We start from the raw sequence: 23,337 nt of genomic DNA, 5'->3' as shown, positions 1-23,337 counted from the left end.
GTCAGTCGGTCTGCGTGACCTTCTTCAGACCGCGGGGGGAATCGGGGTCGATACCGAGCCTGCGCGCGAGCGCCTCGGTGAGCAACTGCCCGGGGACGATGAGTCCCAGCGGGGCCACCCACTCGGGCAGGTCCGGACCGTTCAGGGCGGCGGTCGAGGCCGCGGCGAGCCGTTCGCCGCCCCCGACGCCGAAGGCGGCGGCGCCCGCGCCGGTGACCCGCTCGGCCAGCGCGACCGTGCCCGCCAGCGTCGGGCCCTCCCCCGCCGCCACCAGGATCGCCGGGGTCTCGGCGTCCACGACCGCGATCGGGCCGTGCAGCAGGTCGGCGTACGACAGGCCCATGGCGTGCAGGTAGCACGCCTCCTTGAGCTTGAGCGCCAGCTCCAGCGCGGTCGAGAACGCCAGGCCGCGGCCGGACACGACGACGCCGGGCTTGTCTGCCAGGCCCTCGACGACGGCGTCCAGGTCACCGGGGTCGGAGATCAGCTTCTCCACCGCGTCCGGCACCCGGCGCAGGTCGTCGGGGTCGACGTCGGCGCCGAGGCCGATGGCGAGCACGGCCAGCGCGGCGAGCTGGGTCGTGTAGGTCTTCGTGGCCGGGACGGCCTTCTCCTCGCCGGCGAGCGTGCACAGCGCGAGGTCGGCGGCCTGGGCCAGCGGCGACTCCTCGCCGCCGTTGGTGATCGCGACGGTCTTCGCGCCGCAGTCCTTCGCCCACTGGAGGGTCTCGACGATCTCCTCCGTACGGCCCGACTGGGACAGGCCCACGGCCAGCACGCCGTCGAGGTCGAGCTTGCGGCGGTAGATGGTGGCGACCGAGGGGGCGCCCATGGCGGCCATCCGGCCCGCCCGCGCCTCGATCAGATAACGGCCGTACACCGCCGCGTTGTCCGAGGTCCCGCGGGCGACGAACAGCAAGTGGCGCGTGTCGCGTGCGACCGCCTCGACTTCACCGGTCCTCGGCAGAAGGGCGTCCAGCGTCGCCCGGATCGCCGCGGGCTGCTCGGCGATCTCACCGCGCATCCTGGTCGTCATTGATGATCTCCCTCTGCTCTGGCGAGATTTGTCCGTTATCGATCCGTCGCCGGCCCATACATTGACACACATTTCCCGGCTGTGGTCTAGTCCGGACTAGACCAGTAAGAACCTTAACTTATTCGGACGATCCTGAGCGAGAGGGGAGGGATCAGTGGCCCAGATCGATCCGGACAGCCCGGTGCCCAAGTATTTCCAGCTACGGGAGATCCTGCTCGACCTCATCGAGAGCAACGAGCTGCCGATCGGCGCGGCGATCCCCTCCGAGCGTGACCTGAGCCAGCGTTACGACCTGTCTCGTATGACGGTACGACAGGCCGTCGACCACCTGGTGTCCGAGGGCCGGTTGCACCGCGTCCCGGGTAAGGGAACGTTCGTGGCCCGCCCGAAAATCGAGCTGGCGCTCCAACTCACCTCCTTCACCGACGACATGCGGGCGCGCGGCATGGAGCCGGGCTCCCGCGACCTGGACCGGCGGGTGGTCCGGGCCAGTGCCCACCTCGCACGGCAGCTCGGCATCCAGCCGGGAGACGCCGTCCACTTCATCGAGCGGCTGCGCACGGCGGACGGGGAACCGCTGAGCATCGAGCGCGCCCACATCCCGGTGGCGCTCGCACCCGATCTCGATGCCTACGACCTGACCGGACGATCCCTGTACGCCCTGCTCGAGTCGCGCTACGGACTCGTGATGGACGCCGGGGAGCTGACCATCGACGGCGGGCTCGCCGACCCGAGCGACGCCGATCTGCTCAAACTGCCCCGGGGCGGGGCCGTGCTGCTGCTGCAGCGCCGGTCCTTCGCCGGCGGGGTATGCGCCGAACTCGGCGTCTCCACCTATCGCGCCGACCGCTACCAGCTCCGGACGCTCCTCGGAGCCCCGGCCCGACGCCTCTAGTAGTCCCCCCATCCTGGAGGAACACCAGATGAGTTCCACCTCCGCCGACGCGGGCCTGCCCGCAGCACCTGCCGGCCAGAACGCGGTGATGACCGCGCTTTCCCGCATCGGCCGCTCGCTGATGCTTCCGATCGCCGCGCTGCCCGCCGCGGCTCTCCTGCTCCGGATCGGCCAGGACGACCTCCTCGGCCGTACGGACAACGCGACGCTCGACAAGATCGCTCAGGTCATCGGCGGCGCGGGCGGCGCACTGTTCGACGCGCTGCCGCTGCTGTTCGCGGTCGGCGTCGCGGTCGGTTTCGCCCGCCGTGCCGACGGCTCCACCGCCCTTGCGGCCGTGGTCGGCTACCTCGTCTGGGACCGGGTCACCCACCTGATGTTCTTCGACGCCTCCGCGGACTCGGCGGTGCACACGAAGGTGGTCCAGTCCGTCCTGGGGGCGGACGGCAAGCCGACAGAGGTGCTCAACCTCGCGTCGGCCAACCCGACCGGAGTGCTCGGCGGCATCCTCATGGGCCTTGTCGCGGCCATCCTGTGGCAGAAGTACTACCGGACGAAACTCCCCGCCTATCTGGCCTTCTTCGGCGGCCGCCGCTTCGTGCCGATCCTCACCGCGCTGGCCGGGCTCGTCCTCGGCGTGGTCTTCGGCCTGATCTGGCAGCCGATCGGGCAGGGCCTGAGCAGCTTCGGCGACTGGCTCGCCGGCAACGCCACGATCGGCGCGGGCATCTACGGGATCGTGAACCGGGGCCTCATCCCCTTCGGCCTGCACCACTTCGTCAACTCGATCGTCTGGTTCACCGTGCCGGAGTGCACCGTCGGCGCCACGCACGCCACGGGCGACCTGAACTGCTACTTCGCGGGCCAGGACGGCGCGGGCGCGTTCATGGCGGGCTTCTTCCCGGTCATGATGTTCGGCCTGCCGGCCGCCGCGATCGCCATGTGGCGGGCCGCGCCGCCGCACCGCCGCGCCACGGTCGGCGGCATCATGCTCTCCACCGCCCTGATCTCGTTCGTCACCGGCATCACCGAGCCGATCGAGTTCGCGTTCATCTTCGTCGCCCCGATCCTGTTCGCGGCCCACGCGCTGCTCACCGGCATCTCGATGGCCGTGGTCGCGGCCCTCGACGGACGGCTCGGCTTCGGGTTCTCCGCCGGCGCGATCGACGCCGCCCTGAACGCGACGAAGGACAACACGCACAACTTCTGGCTGATCATGTTGATCGGCGTCATCTACTTCGTCGTCTACTACGTGATCTTCAGCTTCCTGATCAAGAAGCTGAACATCATGACGCCCGGTCGCGAACCCGAGCCCGACGTGGACTCGGGGGAGAGCGCCGACACGGCGCGGGCCCGCGCCTGACGCGTCAGGTTCCCCTCTCAGGGAGCAGGGGCGCCCGGTGATCCCGGGCGCCCCTGTTGTTTTCCCGCATTGCGGATGCCGCTAATGGCCGGCAGGCCCGCGCCCAAATCCGCGGTGACCCCGCCAACCCGCGGGAACCTGGCCGGAATCTTCCCGGACGAACCTCTGCACAAAGGCCCGCGGCTCGGCAAAGTTGGCGTTTTCTCGTATCAGGGCGGATGACCGCAACCTCTTTAAGACGTCAGTCAGGTTCACGGCGCAGAGAGCGGAGTCCCGATGCCCAAGCCCGTCCCCCTGCCACGGCTCGCGTCCGTCCCCCCGGCCGATCCTCCCTACGACGAGCGTGACGGCGGCGGCCACATCACCCATCCCGCCACGTACGGCGCACTCGCCCTGGCCCCCCTCCCGGCCCGTACGGGCACGCCCACGGACGAGCGCCGCCTGCGGGGGCTCGGCCAGGCGCTCGCGGAGGTCCTGGCCGGTCGCAGGCCGCCGGAGACCGTCCATGACCGGCTGACCGAGCGGGCCTACCGCGAGCTGGTCCGGGCCGGGAAGATGATCGATACCGAGCGGCCGCCCCTGACCGGCCTCCCCCACGTGCAGCGCCCCCGCGACGGAGTCATCGAGATGTGCCTGCTCGTCCACTGCGGGACGCGCAGCCGCGTGCTCGCCGTACGGCTGGAGCGGCGGGGCGTGCAGTGGCTGGTCACCGACTTCGAGACGGCGTAGGACGCGAAGGACCCCGCCGGGGCATCGCCCGGCGGGGTCCCTCTCAGGTCACGCTCTCAGGTCACGCCTGCTGGTTGCGCGGGTCGCCGTGGCAGCGCTTGTACTTCTTGCCCGAGCCGCAGGGGCAGGGCGCGTTGCGCTCGGTGTCACCGTACGCGGCGCGCTGCTCGGGGGTCGACCGCACCCGGTTGACCTCCACGTCGCCGCTCTCGCCCGGCGCGGTGTAGACCATCTCGGTCGGCCGCGACGGCTGCCGCAGCGCGCGGGCGATGATCGAGCCGGTCTCGGCGAGCGCCGTGTCCTCCTCGGCGTTCTCCTCGACGATCGGGTTGGCCTGCACCTCGACCTCGAGGTTGAACAGGTAGCCGACCGACTCCTCCTTGATGCCGTCGAGCATCGCGGAGAACATCTCGTAGCCCTCGCGCTGATACTCGATCAGCGGGTCCTTCTGGGCATAGGCACGCATGCCGATGCCCTCCTGGAGGTAGTCCATCTCGTAGAGGTGCTCGCGCCACTTGCGGTCGAGCACCGACAGGATGACCCGGCGCTCCAGCTCGCGCATCGCCTCGGAGCCGAGCTGCTCCTCGCGGCGGTCGTAGGCCGCGAGCGCGTCCTCCTTGACCTTCTCGGCGATGATCTCCGCCGTGAGCTCCTCGCGGTCGCCACCGATCTGCTGGATGAGCTCGTCGACGGTGAAGGAGATCGGGTAGAGCTGGCCGAACGCCTTCCACAGCTTCTCGAGGTCCCACTCCTCGGCGAAACCCTCGGCCGTGGCGCCCTTGACGTAGTCGTCCACGACGTCGGTGACGAAGCCGCGGACCTGCTCGTGCAGGTCGGCGCCCTCCAGCACCCGCCGCCGCTCGGCGTAGATCACCGTGCGCTGGCGGTTCATGACCTCGTCGTACTTGAGGACGTTCTTGCGGATCTCGAAGTTCTGCTGCTCGACCTGGTGCTGCGCGGAGGCGATGGCCTTGGAGACCATGCCCGACTCGATCGGCACGTCGTCCGGGATGTTGAGCCGCGTCATGATCATCTCGACCCTGGCCGAGTTGAACAGCCGCATGAGGTCGTCTTCGAGCGAGAGGTAGAAGCGCGACTCACCGGGGTCGCCCTGACGGCCGGAACGGCCGCGGAGCTGGTTGTCGATGCGCCGCGACTCGTGCCGCTCGGTGCCCAGCACGTAGAGCCCGCCGAGCTCGGTGACCTCCTCGTGCTCGGCCTTCACGGCCTCCTTGGCCTTCTCCAGCGCCTCGGGATAGGCCTTCTCGTACTCCTCCGGAGTCTCCGTCGGCGACAGGCCGCGCTGGTGCAGCTCAAGGTCGGCGCGGAACTCGGGGTTGCCGCCGAGCATGATGTCGGTGCCTCGACCGGCCATGTTGGTCGCCACGGTGACGGCGCCCTTGCGGCCCGCCTCGGCGACGATCGCGGCCTCACGCGCGTGGTTCTTCGCGTTCAGCACCTCGTGGGGCACGCCCTGGCGCTTGAGCATCCGCGACAGCTTCTCGGACTTCTCGACGCTGGTGGTGCCGACGAGGACCGGCTGGCCCTTCTCGTAGCGCTCCTTGATGTCCTCGACGCAGGCCTGGAACTTGGCGTCCTCGGTCTTGTAGACCACGTCGGGCTGGTCCTTGCGGACCATCGGCCGGTTGGTCGGGATCGGGACGACGCCCAGCTTGTAGGTCTGGTGGAACTCGTTCGCCTCGGTGGCCGCCGTACCGGTCATGCCGGCGAGCTTGTCGTAGAGGCGGAAGTAGTTCTGCAGCGTGATCGTGGCGAGAGTCTGGTTCTCGTCCTTGATCTTCACGCCTTCCTTGGCCTCGATGGCCTGGTGCATGCCCTCGTTGTAGCGACGGCCGTGCAGCACGCGCCCGGTGAACTCGTCGACGATCAGGACCTCGCCGTCGACGACGATGTAGTCCTTGTCCTTCTTGAACAGCTCCTTGGCCTTGAGGGCGTTGTTGAGGAACTGCACGAGGTGGGTGTGCTCGGGCTTGTAGAGGTTGTCGATGCCGAGCCAGTCCTCGACCTTCTCCACGCCCGCTTCGAGGATGCCGACGGTGCGCTTCTTCTCGTCGACGACGTAGTCGCCGGTGCTCTCCTCGCCGTCCTTGCCCTCGGTGCCGCGCCGCAGCCGGGGCACGATCTTGGCGAACTCCTGGTACCACTTGCCCGACTGCTCGCCCGGGCCGGAGATGATGAGCGGGGTCCTGGCCTCGTCGATCAGGATCGAGTCGACCTCGTCCACGATGGCGAAGTTGTGGCCGCGCTGGACGCACTCCTCGATCGACCACGCCATGTTGTCGCGCAGGTAGTCGAAGCCGAACTCGTTGTTCGTGCCGTACGTGATGTCGGCGTTGTACTGCTTGCGGCGCTCCTCCGGCGACATGTTGGCCAGGATGACCCCGACCTCCAGGCCGAGGAAGCGGTGGACGCGGCCCATGGTCTCGGCGTCGCGCTTGGCCAGGTAGTCGTTGACCGTGACGACGTGGACGCCCTTGCCCGAGATCGCGTTGAGGTAGGCGGGAAGAGTACAGGTGAGCGTCTTGCCCTCACCGGTGCGCATCTCGGAGATGTTGCCCATGTGCAGGTTGGCGCCACCCATGATCTGCACGTCGAAGTGACGCTGCCCGAGCACTCTGCGGGCGGCCTCGCGTACGGTCGCGAACGCCTCGGGGAGCAGGTCGTCGAGGGACTCGCCCTCGGCGTGACGCTGCTTGTACTCGGCGGTCAGCGCGCGGAGCTCGGCGTCGGACAGGCTCTTGAAGTCCTCTTCGATGGAGTTGACCTGCTCGGCGATGCGCTTGAGCTTCCGCAGAGTCTTGCCTTCGCCGGCGCGAAGGATCTTGTCGAGAATGGCTGGCACTTTTAGTAAAGCTCCTCGCAGGTCTACCTCGGTTGATCACCGGGGTGTGAGGACGAGACATACTTCCCCGCTAGCCATCGTAGGCGGTTCCAGTACCAGACACACCCACCTGCTATCGACGGAGCGCCGCGGCACAATCGCATAACTCATGGGGGAAAACCGCCGCCAGGGGTTCCCCCGATGTTCCGACCACCACTGCCATCAGGTAGAAAACGGGGTATGGCACAGAGCGGACACCAGGGCAGCCACGCGGGAAGCGCCAAATCTTGGCTTGCCGTCATCATCATCCTCATCGGCTTCACGCTCGGGGGCGTGGCGCTGACCCTCGGCCCCAACTGGCTCTTCGTCTGGATCGGCGTCGGCATCTGCACGGTCGGCGGGCTGCTCGCGCTCGCGTTCGACATCTTCTCGGACGTGATCGTGGACGCGCCCCGCCAGATCCCGGTCCAGGAGCACCACTCGCCCTTCGAGCACCGGTCCATCAGCTCCTGAGGCAGCCCCCGAACCGCCGTAGGGGTTTTGTCGGTCACAGCGTCTAGCATCTCTGGCTGTGACCGACCTGACCGCAGACGAGGCCCGCAGGATCATCCTCCGGGCCCAGGGTTTCCTCGGCGCCACCGCCCGCGGCGGCGGCGTCCCCGGCATGCTGCGGCGCGTCGGCGCCGTCCAGCTCGACACCATCTCCGTCCTGGCCCGCTCCCACGAGCTCGTCGCGTACGCGCGCCTCGGGGCGGTCGGCCGCTCCGCGGTCGAGCGGGCCTATTGGGACGATCCCGCCCGCGCCTTCGAATACTGGTGCCACGCCGCCTGCATCCTGCCCATCGAGCAGTGGCCGCTGTACGCCTTCCGCCGCCGCGCGTACCGGGACCGGCGCTACCGCTGGCACGAGGTGCCGCCCGTGGTCGACAAGGTCCTCGAGCAGGTGCGCTCGGACGGCCCGCTCACCACGGCCGACATCGGCGGCGCCAAGAACGGAGGGCCGTGGTGGGACTGGTCGGACACCAAGATCGCCCTCGAGTTCCTGCTCGACATCGGTGAGGTCGTCTGCACCCGCCGCGTCGGCTGGCGGCGCGTCTACGAGCTCGCCGAGCGCGCCGTCCCGGCGGACCTGCTCGCCCAGGATCTGTCCGACGACGAGTGCGTGACCCGGCTGACCACGATCGCCGGGCGGTCGCTCGGCGTGGCGACCCGGGCCGACCTGGTCGACTTCACCCGCGTCAAGGGCAAACACGCCGCCATGCTCGACGAGGCGCTGCTGAGCGGCGCCGCCGGCCTCGTGCCCGTACGGGTGTCCGGCTGGCCCGCACGGCGCGGCACGGACCCGCATGGACCGAACGCCTGGGCGGACCCCGCGGCGCTGGAGAGCGAGCCGCGTGGGCGGCACCGCACCACGCCGCTGTCGCCGTTCGACTCGCTCATCTGGGAGCGGGCGCGGGCCGAGCGCGTGTTCGGCCTCAACCACCGCCTGGAGGCGTACGTCCCGAAGGACAAGCGGGTGCACGGCTACTTCGCGATGCCGGTGCTCGCGGGCGGGCGGATCATCGGCAGGGTCGACCCCGCCCGTGAGGGCGCCACGCTGGTCGCCAAGCAGGTCGGTTTCGAGCCCGGCGGCCGGGCCAGGGCCGTGGAGGCCATGAGCGACGCCCTGTGGGAGGCCGCAAGCTGGGTCGGCTGCACCGACGTGCGGGTGGAGCGGGTCGGCGCGGCCGACCTGGAGGCCCCGCTGCGCGCCGCGGTGGCCGGCGGCCCGGGCCGGCCGATCAGGTGATCTCCAGCAGCCGCTCGCGCACTGCGTAGACCACGGCCTCCATGCGCGAGTGGAGCTGGAGCTTCTCCAGGATGTTGCGGACGTGGTTCTTCACCGTGTTCTCGGAGATGAACAGGTCCTTGGCGATCTCGCGGTTGTTCATGCCCTTCGCGACGAGGCGCAGCACCTCCATCTCCCGGTCGGTCAGGCGGGGAACCGGGAGCTGGGGAGGCCGCTCGGCCTCCTTGCGGCTCATGTTCGCGAACTCGCTGATCAGCTTGGCCGCCATCGCGGGGTTGATGAGCGACTGCCCCTCGTGGACGCCGCGCACGGCGTCGGGCACCTCGTCGATCTGGACGTCCTTGAGCAGATAGCCCGTCGCACCCGCCTTGATCGCCTCGAAGAGGTCCTCCTCCTCGTCGCTGACGGTGAGCATGATGATCCGGGTGCTCGGCACCGACTCCTTGATCTTCCGGGTCGCCCCGATGCCGTCCAGCCTCGGCATGCGGACGTCCATCAGGACCACGTCCGGCATCAACCGGTCCGCGAGCTCCACGGCCTCCTGGCCGTCGCTCGCCTCGCCGACCACCTCGATATCCGCCTCCGCGGCCAGCGCGAGCTCCAGGCTGCGGCGGATCAGCGCGTGATCGTCGACGATCAGCACACGGATCGGCTCGCTGCGACCGGCCGCTCGGGCCGCCTCGTCGGGTCGGGTCACGGAACCTCCTTGCGGGGGCCAAGGACGCTGGATCGCCATCATGGCACGGTTCGGGAACCGGTGTGGATCTTCGTCGAGGCGTTACTACCCCCGGCACCAGGACATACCTGGGTGAACGACACCTGCTGCGCGGAACGTGCTCATCCTCTTCACGATAAGTGCCCACACCCCCGAATCACGCACTCTGCTTCGATGTCGCGGCTTTTCGGCCGGCATCGTAAGGCCCGGTTTCTCAGAGGAGGCCGTACCGGGAGAGCACGTCAGATACGACGGGCCCCACTGGGCTCATCTGGCGGAGAACTCCTCTCACCAGATCCGCCGGAGACGGCGGCTGCGAGATCCCTGGTGTGGGCGTTGGGGGGACGGCCGCCGCCGCGCCCCTGAGCAACACGGCCCGTTCTCGCAGGCTTCCACTGACCGTCCCGGTGCCGCGCCGCATCGCTCCCAGCTCGGCCTGCACCCGATCCCGATGCGGGCCCTTCCAACTCATCCGGTCCATCAGGACGCCGACCGGCTGCAGCACTTCATCAATCGCCTCGGCCAGATCCTCATGTTCATGTGCCAACCGGCTCAAATCATCATGCAGAGACATCCCCGTTATTCCATCCGATCCAGGCGGGTGGCGTAAGAATCCTTCCACATTGTGCAACGACGGGCTAGGTTTTAGTCCTGTGGAGCCGGAACGGGTGGTCGACGCGGACGATCTGGAACAACTGGCCAAGCTTCTCACCGACAAACGACAACTGGCGGAGCAGTACTACAAGCGGGCCTGCCAACTCGTGGGACAGGCCCAGGCCACTCCACTGGCGGCCATGCTGCGGTGGGCCGGGGACACCGCCACAGAACTGGGCAACCGGGCCGCTATCGTCCGCGCAGCGGAAAAGGGCGGGGACCCATTCGGCGCATTGTCCACATTCGGCCTGACCACCGCAGTCGGGACCATTTCCGGTGATGACAAAATCCGGCTGCGGAAAGACCTGAAAAAGGTCATCAGCGACAACGCCGCATCCACTCCGGAGCAGCGAGTTCAGGCGATCCGAAAATTCTTCGGCAAACTGACCGCCGCCGAACGATCCTGGCTCGCGATCGAACAGCCCGACGTGGTCGGGCGACTGGACGGCGCGCCGGCCACAGTGCGCTACGCCGCCAACCGGCTCCTGATCGAGCGCGCCCTCACCCATGAACAGAAGGACCTGGCCGCCTTGAAGGCCACCGACCCCAAAAATCCCCAGGTGACGCTTCTGGAGAAGCGGGTGGCCCGCATGACGGAATTCCTCCAGCCGCGGGTGACCGGCGACGGCCGGTCCGTCCCGCGCCAGTTCCTGCTGTTCGATCCGGCCGACGACGGAAAGGTCGCGGAGGTCTTCGGCGACCTCGCCAAGGCCGAACACGTCGCCGTCATGGTCCCCGGCATCACCAACCGGCTCGACAACTACGACAGCATCGCGAACGATGCGGTGGCTCTCTTGAAGGATCGCGACTCTGGCAGGGAACTCCCGGAGAGCGCCGTAATCACCTGGCTCGGTTACGACACGCCCGAGTTCGGCGACTCCGTGCTCCCTGCCAAGGCCGAGGCTGGTGCTCCCGCCCTCCACTCGTTCCGCGCGGGGCTGGAGGCGGCCAAGGGGGCGAAGTTCGCGCTGTTCGCCCACAGCTACGGCACGTTGCTGTCCAGCAAGGCCCTGCAGGAGGGGACGCCGTTCGACTCGGTCGTGTTCATGGGGAGCCCGGGACTCGGCCCCACCATCAAGAGCGCGGCCGATCTCAAGCTGAGGCCCGGCACCCAGGTGTTCGCCATGCGCGCCCCGGGCGACTGGGTGTCCTATACGGAAGCACACGGCAGGGATCCCGCGGACATGGCCGACATCCGCCGACTGGCCACCGGCCGGTCGTCCGGCCACTCCGAGTACTACACACCGAAGAACACGGGCTTGGACAATCTACAGACCATCCTCACCGGCGACGGGTGCGTTCAGACCTTTATGGGGTCGCCAAAGCTGGATGACGAGCAGTTCGGCGCCGCCAACGTGCGGGTCCTGGTCAAGGAACTGCAGAGCAGGGTCCCGCAATGGAAGGCGGGCGAACTCGCCACGGCGTTCGAGCCGATTATCAAAGGGGTGATGAACGGCAGCACCGACATACCCACGCTCATGGCTCTGACGACGAAAACGCTCGCCGACTCCGGCCTCGGCGGCTACTTCGCCCCGCAGGACATCGCGCAGATCGTCGGAAAATCCCTCACGGAAGCCGGAGCCGACCAGAGATGACCCCACCGCTCAGGCTTCGCCTCCTCCCCACGCTCTTGGCCCCGCTCGCGCTCGTAAGTGCCTGCACAAGTCAACCGGAGATGAAAATGACCCCTGAAGAGTCTCGGCAGGTCTTCATCGCCGAGGCCAAGGCCATCATCCGGGCGGTCTTTCCCGACGCCGAGCCTCTCGTCGTCGTACAGGTGAAGGACTCACCTTGCGGGGGGCCGGTCGGCACCGAACACACCAGCGTCAAAAGCGCCATCAATGTCCACAGCGACGCAACCGACAAGCACCTCAACCCGGACGACGTGTTCCAACAAGTCCTCACAGTGCTGCGGCAACGCGGCTGGACCGTCAACTACAGCCGTACTCGCGTGGCCGGCGCCGAACGCGCAGGCGTGGGCGGCATCAGCGCTGGAGTGGGAGAGTCACCCGTCGGAATCAACATCTTCGGTGATACGGAATGCGTGAAGAACCCTGATAGATAGGTTTCCAAACGCTCCGACACCCCCTCATGCTGGCGAGCGTGTGCCGAACTGCTACCCAATTCCGCTACCCATCGTGATGAGTGACCAACAGACCAAATGATCTCCCTGTCCCGGAACCGCCGCGCCATCATCGCGATGCTATGCCTGCCCATTCCCCTGGCCGGCTGCATGCGCGTACCGGAAGTGGAGATGACCCCCGAACAATCTCGTCAGGTGCTCATCACCGAGGCCAATGCCATCATCCGGGCGGTCTTCCCCGACGCCGAGCCCCTCGTCGCCGTACAGGTGAAGGATGCGCCGTGTGGCGGGCCTGTCGGTACCGACGACACGAGTGTGACAAGTCTCCTCACGGTTCGCAGCGACACCGCGGACGACGCGTCCGATCCGGACGAGGTGTTTCGGGAAGTCCTCACAGTGTTGCGCCAGCGGGGCTGGACCATCAACTACACGAAAGGTCGCGTGGCCGGCGCTGAACACAAAGGCATGGGCGGCATCCGTGTTGGGGTGCCCGAATCCCCTGTCGGAATCAACATCGGTGGCGACACGGAATGCGTGAAGAATCCGGAACGAGCGACCTGACCGTAGGAATGATCCGAGAGTGTCGCCAGGTGCCCGTGGATGGGTGTACGAGCGTGGGCCGGCCCCGTTGAGCGAGGTCCGGCCCACGCTGGGCGAGGTGCTAGCTCTCCACGAGCCTGAGGACTCCGTAGTCGTAGCCGCGGCGTCGGTAGACGACGCTCGGCTGACCCCCTTCCTTGTCGCGGAAGAGGTAGAAGTCGTGTCCGACGAGCTCCATTTCCAGGAGCGCCTGATCGATCGTCATGGGGTCGGCCTTGTGGAACTTCTCGCGTACGATCAGCGGTCCTTCGCCGTCCATCTCGATGGGCACGATGGGCTCGGAACTCCGGGCCCGCCCACCGGCGGTCTCGGCCGGGATCTCGGCGACCGGCTCCGGCTCCTCCCGGACGCTCGTGACCACCTCCTGCGCGTTCTCGGTCACCGCGGTGAACTCTGCCATCGAGGGAGGGCAGTTCTTCCCGTGATGGATCTTGCGGCGATCGGCGAGCCGCCTCAGCCGTTCCTCCAGTTTGCCGATGGCGATGTCCAGCGCCGAGAACCGGTCGTCCGCGCAGGCCTCCGCGCGGATCGCTGGGCCCCGCGAGTGGATGGTCAGCTCCACCCGTTCACGCTGCCCGCTCTGCCGGTGGTTGGGTTCCTTCGAGACCTCTACGTCGACCTGGATGAGCTTGTTGTTGAGCTTCTGGATCCTGGCCAGCTTGGACGTCACTTGATCGCGGAACCGGTCACCCACAGTGGTGTGCCGTCCCTTGACGATGATTTCCACGCAAAGCCCCCCTTCGCACATCGACGGTGGTGCACGCGCTCTTGGACACCCGTCCGGCCGACCTGGTCTTCGTCCCCACATCCGCCTGCTGAGGGGTTCGCAGCTCACTCGCCACTACTGCCCTTCTCCTCTTACGGGGGACATCTGGACCCCCGGGAGGGCAGGACTTACCTCTAAGCCGCACCGTGATCGGTCGACCAAGAGTCGCCTTACGTGGGCCGTTTCGCCTGCGGCTGGCATCGGCTAACCAGGCCGAACCCCGCGAGGGAGTCGGCCCGGCGCAACCACGGACCCGAACGGGTGCCATGTCTGAACGCTAGTCGCTACCGCCTCGGATGTCAGCCAGGAGATCCGCTAAACGATCACTTTGCGTGATCCCGGTTGCCATCTCACCGCCGGAAAATTCGTGGTCATATTCTGGGAATCCCCGCAACCGGAGCATCCACACCTGTGTTGAACAGGCAAGTCGCCCCAGAGTCGGCAGGCGCTCACGTCCCGGCGACACGCCGCGCTCTTACCCAAGGTTTTACGGTCTGTGATATTCGCCAACCCGGCATCTCCGGCGTGTCGCCGCGATGGTCACCGCCGCGGACGGCTCCGCTCCGGCGGCGCGCAGCGCCCTGGCCGCCTCCGCCAGCGTCGTCCCCGTCGTGACGATGTCGTCCACCAGGACCACGTCGGCGGCCTCCAGACAGCCGTCAGACGGCCGTGGGCGCGCCGCCGCGCCCGGCACGACCTCGAACGCTCCCGACAGGTTGACGGCCCGCTCCACCGATCCCAGCCCCGCCTGGTCGGCCACGCGCCTGCTCTGCCGCAGCAGGGGCGCTAGAGCTGCGGGCCTGCCGCGCCGGCACAACTGACGGGCCGCCGCAGCGGCGACGGCGCGGACGGGGTCGTGCCCACGGCGGCGGGAGGCGGCCCGTGCGCTCGGAACGGGCACCAGCCACACCCCGCGAAACACTCCCCTGCCTGCCGCCCAGGCGGTCACACAGGCGCTCACGGAGGCCGCCAGGACCGGCACCAGCGCCGTACGGCCGCGTTCCTTGCAGGCGAGGATCATCCGGCGGGCCGCGCCGTCGTAGGCGGTGGCCGACCAGCAGTCGGGCAGGCCGGGAGGCGGCGGGTCCGGCGGCCGGGGGGCCGGCTCCCGCAGCAGCTCGGCCCGGCAGGAGCAGCAGGCGAGGGCGCCCGGCGCGCCGCATCCGGCGCAGCGCGGCGGGAGGATCAGATCGAGCAGGGCGGACGGCACGCCCTCAGCTTGCCGTCCGCCACCGACAGTTCCCCGGCTCGTCACTCCACGCCGGCTCAGCCGAGGGGATAGACGGGGTCGGTGGCGCCCTTGTCGGCGCGCGGGGTCCAGGCGTGCTTGTCCACGCTGTAGGTGAGCACCTGGCCCTCGTCGGCCGCCGCGAGCACGTGGTCAGGCACGGCCGCGATCGACTTGATCTTCGAGTCGAGCTTGATGGGGCCGTCGTTGGGGACCACACCCTCCATCACCGACCAGGTGGCCAGCTCCTGGCCGCTGCTGCCCTCGGACAGCACGAGCAGGTCGGCGGCGTCCTGCCAGGCGATGTCCTTGATCTTGCGGGCGTCGCGCGGCTCGATCAGCGTACGTACGGACTCGATCCGCGTCTGCTGGCCGTTGCGGACGATCGTGCCGATCTTCACGGAGGTGCCGAGGCCGTCGTCGACGATCGCCGCGACCCGGGCGCCGTCGCGGGAGACCCGCAGTTCGAGGATCCGTCCGTACGACAGCTCGTCGTCGACGTCCACGCGGTGGGCCCGGCCGTTCTCCGCCGTCCAGACCTGGCTCTCGTGCGGGTTCACCCTCTCGGCCGACCAGACGGCGCCGTAGCGGTCCCAGGAGGGCGGGCTCATGTCGCCGCCCGCGATCCACCGCTGCCACTGGCTGCCCGGGGTCATCGGGGCGACGTAGACGCCGTCGCCGTTGAGCAGGGCGGCCACCTGGGCCGGGAACGCGTTGGGGTTGGAGACGGCGGGCTGGGAGAACTTCCCGGTCTGCTCGCCGGCCGCGCCCGGCACCGGGGTGCCGTCGCCCTTCTCCTTGAACTGCAGCAGCCTGCCGCCCTGCATGTAGTAGGCCTGCAGGGAGCCGGTCAGCACGTTCGGGTCATAGCGGGCGTAGTCGGCGGGCCGGAACCGCCTCCCCGACTCGCCGTTCACGCGGATCTCGACGGTGCGGCCGGTGACCAGCTCGCCGAGCGTCCATACGAGCTGCGCCTTGAGCGCGTCGAGGCGGTCGGCGGGCACCGACTCCAGCTCGGAGGAGAAGTCGAGCACGACCGTGTCGCCCTCGACGGTGATCCGGTTGAGCTCCGTGCCCGGCGGGAACGCGCTGCTCACCGCGTTCCTGATGGAGGAGGTCGGCCCGGCGAGCAGGCGGCGGACCAGCGTCTCGGGCACTCCCCTGCTGGGCTCGATCGGCACCCACACCCTGTCGGCCACGAGACCGACCTCACCGGTGGCCGGCGGGTAGTACAGGTCCACCCTCCGGTACGCGCGCTGCAGGTCGTCGTACGACAGCAGGCGGCCGTCGGAGAGCACGTCGATCCGCCACTCGCCGTCCTGCTTGACCAGTGTGAACGGCTCGCCGATGGTGCCGGCGGCCGGGGTCGACCTGCCCTCGGGGTCGATGGTGGCGACCGCCGTGCCCTTCAGCGTCACCGTCGTCCGCATGGCCTTCTGGAGGTCCAGCGTGTGGTCCGACTCGATCTTGCCCTCGTAGATGCGGGTCTGCCGCCAGGGGTTCCAGCGCTTGACCGCGCCGGGGGTGAGGTACTCCCTGGCGATGGTGAGGCCGGGATCGTCGAAGGCGGCCATGGCGGCCTGGAAGCCCCTCACGATGTCCTCGGGCGGGGCGCCCTTCTTGGGCGGGGTCGCGATGAGCCGCACGTACGGCTGGCTGAGCGTGTCCTTGCCGTGGTCCTCCTGGGCGACGCGGGGGCTGCCGCTCGTGGGCACGGTGGCGCACCCCGCCCCGCCCGAGACCAGGACGAGCGCCGTCCCCACGGCCGCGGTCAGGCGGCGGACGCCGAGCCGCTCAGTCCGCCGCATCGAATGCCCCCGCGTCCACGTTCTCCCGCACCCTCGGCGCCGTCTCCGCGGGCGCGGGGGTCAGGACCGGCGTGGCGTGACCGCGCCACGTGCGCCGCATCTCGACCTCCGGGGGCACGAGCGGCAGCGGCGAGCCGCGCAGCGGGGTTCCCGCCACGCGCGGCAGCGACAGGCGGAACTGGCTGCCCTCCCCCGGCGCGCCCCACGCCTGGAGCCAGCCGCCGTGCAGCATGGCGTCCTCCCGCGAGATCGCCAGGCCGAGGCCGGTGCCGCCGATGGTCCGGGCGCGCGAGGGGTCGGCCCGCCAGAAGCGGTCGAACACCATCGTCTCCTCGCCCGGCTTGAGGCCGACCCCGTGGTCGCGTACGGCCACGGCCACCGCGTCGCGGTCGGCGCCGAGCGTGACGACGATGTCCTTGCCCTCGCCGTGCTCGATGGCGTTGAAGAGCAGGTTGCGCAGGATGCGCTCGACCCTGCGGCTGTCCACCTCGGCCATGCACGGCTCGTTGGGCAGGCGCAGCTCGAAGCGGGTGGCCTGCCGCTCGGCGAGCGCCTCGGAGTCGCCCACGGCGCGCAGGACCACGTCGCGCATGTCGACGGGGTCGAGGTCGAGGGTGGCCGCCCCGGCGTCGTAGCGGCTGATCTCCAGCAGGTCGGCGAGCATCGACTCGAAGCGTTCGAGCTGGTTCTGCATGAGCTCGGCGGCCCGCGCGGAGGCGGGGTCGAAGTCCTCGCGCCCTTCGTAGAGCAGGTCGGCGGCCATGCGGACCGTCGTCAGCGGCGTGCGCAGCTCGTGGGAGACGTCGGAGACGAACTGCCGCTGCACCTGGGAGAGCTCCTCCAGCTGGTGGATCTTCACGGCGAGGTTGGACGCCATCTCGTTGAACGAGGTCGCCAGCCGGGCGAGGTCGTCCTCCCCGCGCACCTTGAGCCGCTCCTCCAGCCGGCCTGCGGCGAGCCGTTCCGCCGCCTGGCGCGCGAGCCGTACGGGGGTGACCACCTGGCGGGTGACCAGCGAGGCGACGCCGGCCAGCAGCAGCACGAGCGCGGCTCCCGCGCCGAAGACCATCTGCTGCACCGTGAGCAGCGTCTTCTCCTCGTCGCCGAGCGGGAAGACGTGGTAGATCTCATAGGTCCCGTTCACCCGGCCGCCCACCAGCCAGGCGCTCTCGGGCTGCTTCGCGCCGATGTACCGGATCTTCACGGTCTGGGCCAGGAGCGTCTGCTCGTCGCTGTTCTGGACCTTCACCCGCATGGAGGCCGGGATGCTCGTCCAGTCGATCTGCCCGGACGCCCGGCCCTCGCCGACCGACGCGTCGTTGAAGATGACGACGTCGTAGCGGCCTCCGGAGCGGTCGGTCAGCGCCTTGGCCGCCGCGTCGACGGGGTTCAGCGTCTGCCCCTGGTCGGTGGCGTCCTGCGTGATGTCGGTCGAGTCCGCGGGCTGGGTGAGGTAGCCGCTCGCGGTCGCGATGTTCGCCCGCGACTCCTCGACCGCGGACACCTCGGTGCTGGTCAGCACCGAGGCGACGATCGACTGCATCAGGAAGACGCCGAGGACGACCACCACGGCCATCGACAGCACGAGCGTGCTGGTGACGACGCGGAGCTGGAGCGAACGCCGCCAGACGTGCCGCAGCCTGCCCGCGAGGCGGCGCGCGCGTCTGCGGACCCCGCGGGCGATCTGGCCCGGGGTCCGGCGACGGCGTTTCCTCGCAGGGACCGGCATGACGCTGACGTGCAGCTTACGCCGGGCCGGCCTTGTAGCCCACACCCCGGACCGTGACGACGATCTCGGGGTGCTCCGGGTCCTTCTCGATCTTCGCGCGCAGGCGCTGGACGTGCACGTTCACCAGACGAGTATCGGCGGCGTGCCGGTAGCCCCAGACCTGCTCCAGCAGCACCTCGCGGGTGAAGACCTGACGGGGCTTGCGGGCCAGCGCTACCAGCAGGTCGAACTCCAGCGGCGTGAGGTTGATGGTCTCCTCGGCGCGCTTGACCGAGTGACCGGCCACGTCGATCGTGATGTCGCCGATCTGCAGGATCTCGGGCGTGGGCTCGTCGGTGCGGCGCAGGCGGGCGCGCACGCGGGCCACGAGCTCCTTCGGCTTGAACGGCTTGACGATGTAGTCGTCCGCGCCGGACTCCAGCCCGAGCACCACGTCGATGGTGTCGCTCTTGGCCGTCAGCATCACGATCGGAACGCCGGACTCGGCGCGGATGCGGCGGCAGACGTCGATGCCGTCGGCACCGGGAAGCATCAGGTCGAGCAGGACGAGGTCCGGCCGGGTGTCCCTGAAGGCGTCGAGCGCCTTGTCGCCATCGGACACGAACGACGGCTCAAAGCCCTCCCCGCGCAAGACGATGCCGAGCATCTCGGCGAGAGCGGCGTCGTCGTCGACGACCAGCACGCGTCCTTTCATGGCCCCTCATTCGTACGCGTATGGGAGATTTGGGCGTTTGTCACAGTTTCCCCCGCAGGCTACCGTGGCCACCGCTTTGGTGTTACACGACCACGACAGTGGATGGAGTTTAGGCGCAGCGGACGAAGCGCGCGATGATCTGACCAGATGCGGTCACACCGGCGGGAATCCCGTGGTGCGGTCACGTTCCAAGTGTGCGCCCGCACCCCCCGTTTCGGCCATCCCCCACAGCCCTCCCGTACGACCGCTGCGGCGCGCGCGTACATCATGCCAGGATTGGGACATGACAGACGGCCCCGGCTCCACCCCCGAGCTGCCCTCCGGCTGGGCGGCCGAGCAACCTCCCCCGTACGGCGGGGCCGCCGGAGCGTCCGGGCCTTCCTGGGCCTCTCCCGGCGCCGGCACGCCGCAAGGCGCACCATATCCTTCTGCGCCCGATCCCGCTGCGCCCGATCCCGCTGCGCCCTATCCCTCCGCACCCAATCCCCCTGCGCCGTCCGCGCCGTACGCAGGGCAGTACGGGTACGGATACCGGGCGCCGGACGCGCTGCGGCCGGGCATCATCCCGCTGCGCCCGTTGACGCTCGGCGACATCCTCGACGGCACGATCAAGCTGATCCGGTCGAACCCCAAGGCCACGCTGGGCCTGTCGGCGATCGTGGCGGCGGTGACCGGAATCCCTGCCGCGATCGGGCAGGCCATCTCCTTCGGCTCGCTGAGCGATTTCATGGCCGACCCGTACGCCGACGGCATGGACGTGCCGGTCGCCGGGCTGGCCGCGCAGTACATCGGCTCGATCCTCACCTATGTGATGACGTTCGTGGGCACCACCATCCTCACGGGCGTCCTCACCCGGGTGCTCGGCCGCGCGGTGTTCGGCGGGCGCATCACGGTGGGCGAGGCGTGGCGGCTGGCGCGGGCTCGGGTGCCCGCGTTGTTCGGGCTGGTGCTGCTGCAGGGGCTCATCCTCCTGCTGCCGCTGCTGGCGGTCGTCGCGGTGCTCGTCGGCCTCGCGGCGACCGACGCGTTCGACGGCATGGGGAGCGGCGCCGCCGGAATCGGGGTCCTCCTCGGCCTGCTGTTCATCCTGGCCTACATCCCTTATCTCCTGTTCTTCTACACGCGTCTGTCGCTGGCGGCCCCCGCCGTCGTGCTGGAGGGCCGCGGGGTCACCGACGCCATGAGCCGGTCGTGGCGGCTGGTCAAGGGCGACAGCTGGCGGGTGCTCGGCATCCTGCTGCTCACCGCCATACTCGCGGCCATCATCAGCGGCGTGCTGGCGATCCCGTTCACGCTCGGCGGCTCGCTCATCGGGATGCTGAACGGCGACAGCGCGGGCGGCACCGTGATCGCGGCGCTCCTCCTGGCGGTCGGCCAGGTCGTCGCCTCCATGATCACCTATCCCTTCCAGGCGGGTGTGGCAGGGCTGCTGTACGCCGACCGGCGGATGCGGGCCGAGGCGTTCGACCTCGTGCTGCAGACGGCGGCGGCGCAGAACCAGTCGCAGGGCTGGGTCCACGCCGGGGTCGACGACCTGTGGCACCCGAGTTACGCCGCCGGGACCGCGCCGGGCTCCGGGCCCTATCACGGGGCTCCGCCATACGGGCAGTCCGGGCCGTACGGGCCATACGGCCCGCAGGCGTGACGGCCGTGCGGGCGGCGGCGCTGCTCGCCTCGCCGATCGACATCGGCCGCGAGCAGGCCGCCCGGGAGGCCGCGCGCGAGCTGTCCGGTGCGGGCTACCAGCACGAGCCGCTTTTCGACCGGCTGCAACGGGAGATCTCCCAGTTCCTCGGCGACCTCATGAGCGGCGGCGGCACGGGCGTGGGCGGCGTGACGTCGCTCGTCGTGATCGCCGTCGTCCTCGCCGTCCTGGCCGTGCTGCTCCTGTGGGCCCTGCGCCGCTTTTCGCGCGACCCGCGTACGGAGAGCGGCGCGGTGTTCGGGCAGCGTGAGCGGACGGCCGCCGAGCATCGCGCCGAGGCCGAGCGCCTGGCGGCCGAAGGGAGCTGGGCCGGGGCCATCCAGGAGCGGCTGCGCGCCATCGCCCGCGAACTGGAGGAACGCGCGATCGTCGGCCCGATGCCGGGCCGCACCGCCGTCGAGCTGGCCGAGGTCGCCGGGCAGGCGCTGCCGCCCCACGCGGCGGACCTGCGCGCGGCGGCACGATTGTTCGACGACGTGACCTACGGCGGGCTGGGCGGCACCCGGGAGGGCTACCTCTCGCTCACCGCCCTGGACGAGCGCCTGCGGTCGGCCCGGGCGAGCGTGGACGCATGACCGTCGGGATCGCCGGGACCGCCAGGACGCCGGGACGTGTGCGGCAGGCGGCCTGGGCCGCGGCGCTGGTGCTGCTCGTGCTGATCACGGCGGTGCTACCGCTGCTGCTCACCGGGACGCAGTCCGGCGGCCGCACCCTCGATCCCTCCGACACCTCGCTGGACGGCAGCGCCGCGCTCGCCCGGCTGCTCCAGACGCACGGGGTCGAGGTGGTCCGGGTGGAGACCCCCGGCGCGGCCGTGTCCGCCGCCGGGCCGTCCGCCCTGCTGCTCGTCACCGAGGCGAGCTTCCTGGACCGCGGCGACGCCGGCCGCCTCGCCGCGGCTTTCGGCGACCGGCTCGTCGTCGGCTCCGTGCCGTACCTCGACGTGCTCGCCCCCGGCGTACAGAGAGAGGGCCCCGTACGCGCCCGGTCGCGGGCCCCGGAGTGCACGCTGCCGGAGGCGGTGCGGGCCGGAGACGCCTACACCGGTGGCATGTCCTTCACCGGGCCGCGCGGGTCCACCGGCTGCTACCCCGCCGGCGACGGGCACGCCCTGGTCCGCTACACCGCGGAAGAGCACACCGTGACCGTGCTGGGCGACGCGTCGTTCATGACCAACCTGCGCCTCGCGGAGGACGGCAACGCGGCGCTCGCGCTGAACCTCGCCGGGGCGCGGCCGAGACTCGTCTGGCTCGCCGCGCCCGACGACTCCGACGAGGCGGGCGGCGGAGGGACCGGCGGGGAGGCCCGCTCGCTCGGCGACCTCATCCCCGGCGGCGTGAAGTGGGCGGTCCTCCAGCTCGTCGTGGCGGTGGCCCTGGCCGCCCTGTGGCGCGGACGCAGGCTCGGGCCCGTCGTGGCCGAGCGCCTGCCCGTGGTCGTGCGGGCCGCGGAGACCGTCGAAGGGCGCGGACGCCTCTATCGGTCCCGCCGGGCCAGGGACCGGGCGGCCCTCGCGTTGCGGGCCGCCGCGGCCGACCGGCTCGCCCCCCGCCTCGGGCTGCGCCGCACCGCGACCCCGGATGAGGTCGCCCTCGCCGCCGCCGCGCGCACCGGCCGCGACCCCGAGCCGGTGCTGACGCTGCTGTGCGGCCCGCCGCCCGGAAACGACACCGCGCTGGTGGCCCTCGCCGCTCACCTGGACACACTCGAAAGGCAGGTACGAGACTCGTGACCACACCTGAATCGGACGCGGACGCCGCCCGCGAGGCGCTCGCGGCGCTGCGGGCGGAGGTGGCCAAGGCGGTCGTGGGCCAGGACCCCGTCGTCACCGGCCTGGTCATCGCGCTGCTGTGCCGGGGTCACGTGCTGCTCGAAGGCGTGCCCGGCGTGGCCAAGACCCTGCTCGTACGCACGCTGTCGGCCACGCTCGCCCTGGACTTCAAGCGGGTGCAGTTCACCCCCGACCTGATGCCGGGCGACGTCACGGGATCGCTGGTCTACGACGCCAGGACGGCCGAGTTCGAGTTCCGCGAGGGGCCGGTATTCACCAACCTGCTGCTCGCCGACGAGATCAACCGCACGCCGCCGAAGACCCAGGCCGCCCTGCTGGAGGCCATGGAGGAGCGGCAGGTCAGCGTCGAGGGCGCGGCCCGCGCGCTGCCGGATCCCTTCATCGTCGTGGCGACCCAGAACCCCGTCGAGTACGAGGGCACCTACCAGCTCCCCGAGGCGCAGCTCGACCGGTTCCAGCTCAAGCTGACCGTGCCGCTGCCGGCACGCGAGCAGGAGATCGCCGTCCTCGAACGGCACGCGCTCGGCTTCGACCCGCGCGACCTGACGGAGATCAAGGCGGTGGCGTCCGCCGCCGACCTCGCGGCAGGGCGCCGGGCGGTCGCGCAGGTGCACGCGAGCCCCGAGGTGCTCGGCTACATCGTGGACGTCGCCCGCGCCACCCGGCAGTCGCCCTCGCTCCAGCTCGGCGTCTCGCCGCGCGGGGCGACCGCGCTGCTCGCCGCCGCGCGGGCGTGGGCATGGCTGTCGGGCCGGTCGTACGTGACGCCCGACGACGTGAAGGCCCTGGCGCGGCCCGCCCTGCGCCACCGTGTGGGGCTGCGCCCGGAGGCCGAACTGGAGGGCGCAACCCCCGACGGCATCCTGGAGGGCATCCTGGCCGCCGTCCCCGTGCCCCGGTGAGGGCCGC

21 protein-coding genes are annotated in these 23,337 nt (G+C 70.0%); 12 read left to right on the top strand and 9 right to left on the bottom strand.

From position 1 onward, the window contains the following. Position 1 precedes the first annotated feature (1 nt). Complete coding sequence (locus HCK04_RS15980) at positions 2 to 1,036, bottom strand: SIS domain-containing protein (protein ID WP_142648120.1); 1,035 nt, start codon at positions 1,034 to 1,036, stop codon at positions 2 to 4. Between the two features lie 154 nt (positions 1,037 to 1,190). Here HCK04_RS15980 and HCK04_RS15975 point away from each other — a divergent pair, with 154 nt between their 5' ends. The 3 genes from HCK04_RS15975 to HCK04_RS15965 all read left to right on the top strand — a co-directional run bounded on the left by HCK04_RS15975 (position 1,191) and on the right by HCK04_RS15965 (position 4,023). Then, the gene (locus tag HCK04_RS15975) at positions 1,191 to 1,931 is read left to right on the top strand and encodes a GntR family transcriptional regulator (RefSeq protein WP_142648119.1); all 741 of its coding nucleotides are present in this window, start codon (positions 1,191 to 1,193) and stop codon (positions 1,929 to 1,931) included. A 28-nt stretch (positions 1,932 to 1,959) separates the two neighbouring features. Beyond that, complete coding sequence (locus tag HCK04_RS15970) at positions 1,960 to 3,294, top strand: PTS transporter subunit EIIC (protein WP_142648118.1); 1,335 nt, start codon at positions 1,960 to 1,962, stop codon at positions 3,292 to 3,294. 276 nt (positions 3,295 to 3,570) lie between these two features. Next, a complete protein-coding gene (locus tag HCK04_RS15965; protein WP_142648117.1) occupies positions 3,571 to 4,023 on the top strand; it encodes an Rv3235 family protein in 453 nt (150 codons plus the stop codon). 61 nt (positions 4,024 to 4,084) lie between these two features. On the opposite strand, the gene secA is transcribed toward HCK04_RS15965, so the two are convergent. Then, on the bottom strand, positions 4,085 to 6,886 hold the full coding sequence (gene secA, locus HCK04_RS15960) for a preprotein translocase subunit SecA (RefSeq protein ID WP_142648116.1): 2,802 nt from the start codon (positions 6,884 to 6,886) through the stop codon (positions 4,085 to 4,087). 219 nt (positions 6,887 to 7,105) lie between these two features. On the opposite strand from secA, the gene HCK04_RS15955 reads away from it, so the two are divergent. Then, on the top strand, positions 7,106 to 7,378 hold the full coding sequence (locus tag HCK04_RS15955) for an HGxxPAAW family protein (RefSeq protein WP_142648115.1): 273 nt from the start codon (positions 7,106 to 7,108) through the stop codon (positions 7,376 to 7,378). Between the two features lie 58 nt (positions 7,379 to 7,436). After that, on the top strand, positions 7,437 to 8,654 hold the full coding sequence (locus HCK04_RS15950) for a crosslink repair DNA glycosylase YcaQ family protein (RefSeq protein ID WP_260617284.1): 1,218 nt from the start codon (positions 7,437 to 7,439) through the stop codon (positions 8,652 to 8,654). On the opposite strand, the gene HCK04_RS15945 is transcribed toward HCK04_RS15950, so the two are convergent. Both HCK04_RS15945 and HCK04_RS15940 read right to left on the bottom strand, forming a co-directional pair. Further along, a complete protein-coding gene (locus HCK04_RS15945; protein WP_142623623.1) occupies positions 8,647 to 9,351 on the bottom strand; it encodes a response regulator transcription factor in 705 nt (234 codons plus the stop codon). The genes HCK04_RS15950 and HCK04_RS15945 overlap by 8 nt on opposite strands. Before the next feature lie 232 nt (positions 9,352 to 9,583). Then, positions 9,584 to 9,943: a hypothetical protein gene (locus HCK04_RS15940; protein WP_142648114.1), complete on the bottom strand. Its 360-nt coding sequence runs from the start codon at positions 9,941 to 9,943 to the stop codon at positions 9,584 to 9,586. Between the two features lie 94 nt (positions 9,944 to 10,037). Here HCK04_RS15940 and HCK04_RS44210 point away from each other — a divergent pair, with 94 nt between their 5' ends. From HCK04_RS44210 to HCK04_RS15925, 3 genes are all read left to right on the top strand, one after another. Next, positions 10,038 to 11,618 carry an alpha/beta hydrolase gene (locus HCK04_RS44210; protein WP_142648113.1) on the top strand — a complete coding sequence of 527 codons (1,581 nt, stop codon included), beginning with the start codon at positions 10,038 to 10,040 and terminating at the stop codon, positions 11,616 to 11,618. Between the two features lie 86 nt (positions 11,619 to 11,704). After that, entirely contained in the window at positions 11,705 to 12,088 is a 384-nt protein-coding gene (locus HCK04_RS15930) for a hypothetical protein (protein ID WP_142648112.1), read from the top strand. Between the two features lie 96 nt (positions 12,089 to 12,184). Then, positions 12,185 to 12,667, top strand: coding sequence for a hypothetical protein (locus HCK04_RS15925; protein WP_142648111.1), 483 nt, complete (start codon positions 12,185 to 12,187; stop codon positions 12,665 to 12,667). A gap of 100 nt (positions 12,668 to 12,767) precedes the next feature. Here the strand turns inward: HCK04_RS15925 and raiA are convergent, their stop codons facing one another. The 5 genes from raiA to mtrA form a co-directional block, all read right to left on the bottom strand. Then, on the bottom strand, positions 12,768 to 13,433 hold the full coding sequence (gene raiA / locus HCK04_RS15920; RefSeq protein WP_142648110.1) for a ribosome-associated translation inhibitor RaiA: 666 nt from the start codon (positions 13,431 to 13,433) through the stop codon (positions 12,768 to 12,770). 526 nt (positions 13,434 to 13,959) lie between these two features. Then, on the bottom strand, positions 13,960 to 14,682 hold the full coding sequence (locus tag HCK04_RS15915; RefSeq protein WP_142648109.1) for a phosphoribosyltransferase family protein: 723 nt from the start codon (positions 14,680 to 14,682) through the stop codon (positions 13,960 to 13,962). 56 nt (positions 14,683 to 14,738) lie between these two features. Further along, positions 14,739 to 16,508 (bottom strand): LpqB family beta-propeller domain-containing protein, encoded by a 1,770-nt coding sequence (locus HCK04_RS15910; protein ID WP_142648108.1) that lies wholly within the window; start codon positions 16,506 to 16,508, stop codon positions 14,739 to 14,741. Next, positions 16,495 to 18,237, bottom strand: coding sequence for an MtrAB system histidine kinase MtrB (gene mtrB / locus HCK04_RS15905; RefSeq protein ID WP_142648107.1), 1,743 nt, complete (start codon positions 18,235 to 18,237; stop codon positions 16,495 to 16,497). Before mtrB ends, HCK04_RS15910 begins: the two co-directional genes overlap by 14 nt. Positions 18,238 to 18,253: 16 nt before the next feature. Then, positions 18,254 to 18,931, bottom strand: a complete 678-nt coding sequence (gene mtrA / locus HCK04_RS15900) for an MtrAB system response regulator MtrA (protein ID WP_036327899.1) — start codon at positions 18,929 to 18,931, stop codon at positions 18,254 to 18,256. A gap of 283 nt (positions 18,932 to 19,214) precedes the next feature. Between mtrA and HCK04_RS15895 the strand changes: the two genes are divergently transcribed. From HCK04_RS15895 to HCK04_RS15880, 4 genes are read left to right on the top strand one after another with little or no spacing between them, the layout of a single operon-like run. Next, positions 19,215 to 20,576 carry a glycerophosphoryl diester phosphodiesterase membrane domain-containing protein gene (locus HCK04_RS15895; protein ID WP_205830307.1) on the top strand — a complete coding sequence of 454 codons (1,362 nt, stop codon included), beginning with the start codon at positions 19,215 to 19,217 and terminating at the stop codon, positions 20,574 to 20,576. After that, a complete protein-coding gene (locus HCK04_RS15890) occupies positions 20,573 to 21,211 on the top strand; it encodes a DUF4129 domain-containing protein (RefSeq protein WP_260617283.1) in 639 nt (212 codons plus the stop codon). The genes HCK04_RS15895 and HCK04_RS15890 overlap by 4 nt, the downstream gene beginning before the upstream one ends. After that, the gene (locus HCK04_RS15885; protein ID WP_142648106.1) at positions 21,208 to 22,368 is read left to right on the top strand and encodes a DUF4350 domain-containing protein; all 1,161 of its coding nucleotides are present in this window, start codon (positions 21,208 to 21,210) and stop codon (positions 22,366 to 22,368) included. The genes HCK04_RS15890 and HCK04_RS15885 overlap by 4 nt, the downstream gene beginning before the upstream one ends. After that, the gene (locus HCK04_RS15880) at positions 22,365 to 23,330 is read left to right on the top strand and encodes a MoxR family ATPase (RefSeq protein WP_142648105.1); all 966 of its coding nucleotides are present in this window, start codon (positions 22,365 to 22,367) and stop codon (positions 23,328 to 23,330) included. The genes HCK04_RS15885 and HCK04_RS15880 overlap by 4 nt, the downstream gene beginning before the upstream one ends. Positions 23,331 to 23,337: the final 7 nt, after the last annotated feature.

Origin of the sequence: Microbispora sp. CL1-1 (genome assembly GCF_012034195.1) — a bacterium.
Classification (GTDB): Bacteria; Actinomycetota; Actinomycetes; order Streptosporangiales; family Streptosporangiaceae; genus Microbispora.
The sequence above is the reverse complement of the archived record's forward strand: the minus strand, read 5'-3'. Positions and strand labels throughout refer to the sequence as shown.

Bases quoted from the DNA above. Each gene is read 5' to 3' on its own strand.
- HCK04_RS15980 (WP_142648120.1), bottom strand. From the start codon at position 1,036: ATGACGACCAGGATGCGCGGTGAGATCGCCGAGCAGCCCGCGGCGATC.
- HCK04_RS15970 (WP_142648118.1), top strand. From the start codon at position 1,960: ATGAGTTCCACCTCCGCCGACGCGGGCCTGCCCGCAGCACCTGCCGGC.
- HCK04_RS15965 (WP_142648117.1), top strand. From the start codon at position 3,571: ATGCCCAAGCCCGTCCCCCTGCCACGGCTCGCGTCCGTCCCCCCGGCC.
- HCK04_RS15955 (WP_142648115.1), top strand. From the start codon at position 7,106: ATGGCACAGAGCGGACACCAGGGCAGCCACGCGGGAAGCGCCAAATCT.
- HCK04_RS15940 (WP_142648114.1), bottom strand. From the start codon at position 9,943: ATGTCTCTGCATGATGATTTGAGCCGGTTGGCACATGAACATGAGGAT.
- HCK04_RS15930 (WP_142648112.1), top strand. From the start codon at position 11,705: ATGACCCCTGAAGAGTCTCGGCAGGTCTTCATCGCCGAGGCCAAGGCC.
- HCK04_RS15925 (WP_142648111.1), top strand. From the start codon at position 12,185: ATGATCTCCCTGTCCCGGAACCGCCGCGCCATCATCGCGATGCTATGC.
- HCK04_RS15910 (WP_142648108.1), bottom strand. From the start codon at position 16,508: ATGCGGCGGACTGAGCGGCTCGGCGTCCGCCGCCTGACCGCGGCCGTG.
- mtrB (WP_142648107.1), bottom strand. From the start codon at position 18,237: ATGCCGGTCCCTGCGAGGAAACGCCGTCGCCGGACCCCGGGCCAGATC.
- mtrA (WP_036327899.1), bottom strand. From the start codon at position 18,931: ATGAAAGGACGCGTGCTGGTCGTCGACGACGACGCCGCTCTCGCCGAG.
- HCK04_RS15895 (WP_205830307.1), top strand. From the start codon at position 19,215: ATGACAGACGGCCCCGGCTCCACCCCCGAGCTGCCCTCCGGCTGGGCG.
- HCK04_RS15885 (WP_142648106.1), top strand. From the start codon at position 21,208: ATGACCGTCGGGATCGCCGGGACCGCCAGGACGCCGGGACGTGTGCGG.